General features: G+C 69.4%; 2 protein-coding genes. Both read right to left on the minus strand.

Annotation, left to right across the window (positions count from 1 at the left end):
* A partial coding sequence (locus IE126_RS11140; protein ID WP_194678687.1) for a phage tail protein occupies window positions 1-1395 on the minus strand: 1395 nt, incomplete at its 3' end.
* A 3-nt stretch (window positions 1396-1398) separates the two neighbouring features.
* A partial coding sequence (locus IE126_RS11145) for a DUF6950 family protein (RefSeq protein WP_194678689.1) occupies window positions 1399-1755 on the minus strand: 357 nt, incomplete at its 5' end.

Consider the following 1755-nt stretch of genomic DNA (forward strand, 5'->3'; position numbering starts at 1 on the left):
ACTCGACCAGTCGGCGGTGTCGAGGAGTTCCAGCGCCGAGGCATCGGGCGGCAGCGTCAGGCTGTGGCGGCGGAAGCGGCGCTCGTCCTCGATCCATGCCCGCATCAGGCGCTGCACCTGGCGCTTGTAAGGCACGGCGGGCAGCGTCAGATCGGCAGTGCGGCGGCCGAAGGCATCGGCGGCCTCCCAGGCGGCATTGGTGCGCGGCGGCGCCTCCTTGCTTTCCCAGAGGCTTTCGGGGTCGGGATATTGCGCGGTGACCGCGTTAAAGGTCTCCTCCAGCCCCGGAAACGGGTCGTAATCCTGCGGCTTCGAGACGATGATATCGTCATCGGTGAAGCTGTAGACCGGCAGCGCCGGGGCGCCGACCTGCACCTTCCAGCCATACCCGACATCGGCGATGGTGCCCGCGCAGGCCTTCAGCAGCTCCCCCAGCACCGAGGCCGGTTCCTGTGTCAGGATCGCCTCCATCCCGGCGCGCCAGGCCGGTTCGGTCCCGCCACCCTTCTTCGCCCTTGGCGCATCGCAGGCATTCATGGCCGCGATCCAGACCCCGGCAGGCAGGGCCGCGACCGGCTCGCCGCCGCCATAGATCTCGCCCCCCGGCAGCGGGATGCCGCGCAGCAGGTTCCACGCCATCACGATGGGATTGTCGGTCTGCGCCCAGGTCGCCGGATCGGCCAGCCGCTGCGGCCCGACCCCGCCCGCCGTGCTGTCCTTGCGGAGGTCATAGAGCGGGATGCCCGACATCTCGAAGCGGTAGCGCGGCACCTGCGCCATGGCCTCGCGGTCATAATAGAAGGTCAGGATCGCGTAGCAGAGGCCGGTGCCGACCATATCGGCGGTCCAGGGCCGGTCGGGATGCGTGCCATATCTGGCCAGCAGCATCGGATCGGCGGCGGTCTGGCTGCCGTCGTAATACCTGATCCAGGCATGGCCCTCGTAATCGCCAAGGATCGGCAGGCCGTAATCGGCATGCGCCCCGGTGCCGATCTCGACATAGTCATCGTTCAGGATCAGCCGTTCCAGCTTTGCACCGGGGGCCGAGCAGATCTCGATCACATGGGTCAGATAGCGGTTCGACTTGCCATGGCTGTAGGGCGGGCAGATCGCCTGACCGCCGGTCGCGGTGCGGCCGAGGAGGATGGTCTCGGGGTTCTGTTCACCGCGCAGCGTGGTCGAGATCGTCAGCCCGCCGCCCTGCGGCGGCTTCGGCCCAAGCGCCTGCTGCAGCGCCGACAGCGCCACCGAGGTCAGGAGTTTGCTGACAAGGCCACCGACGATGGTGGATCCGAACGCCGCGCCCGCAGCCCAGCCCCCGAAGGCCGCCGCGCCAAAGGCCGGGGCCGCCCCGAACCCGACCATCCCCGCGATGAAGCCAAAGGCCTGAGGCATGGATCACCCCACCCGGAACAGGCGCTGGACCGGCAGCAAGGGCACGAGGCCCAGCCTGCCGGAAGCGGTCAGCACATAGGCCGCCGCCCCCTGCACCACGCCGACCGCCGGGCCGCCCTCGCCGGGAACGATGACGATATCGCCGACCTGCGCCTGCGACGGATGCCCCTCGGGCAGATGCGCCGCGATCAGTGCCACATGATCCGCATAACCCGCCTTGCGCAGGATGCGCCGCCCGCCTGCAAAGGTGGTGTAACGGCCCCGGAACGGCGCTGCGAGATCGACCCCGGTCTGCGCGGCGATGGCCCCCGCGCCGAACAGGCAGCAATCATGTTCGCCGGGCCGCATCGGCCGACCGGC

It is taken from the genome of Gemmobacter nanjingensis (assembly GCF_014652195.1).
In the GTDB taxonomy this organism is placed as follows: domain Bacteria; phylum Pseudomonadota; class Alphaproteobacteria; order Rhodobacterales; family Rhodobacteraceae; genus Gemmobacter; species Gemmobacter caeni.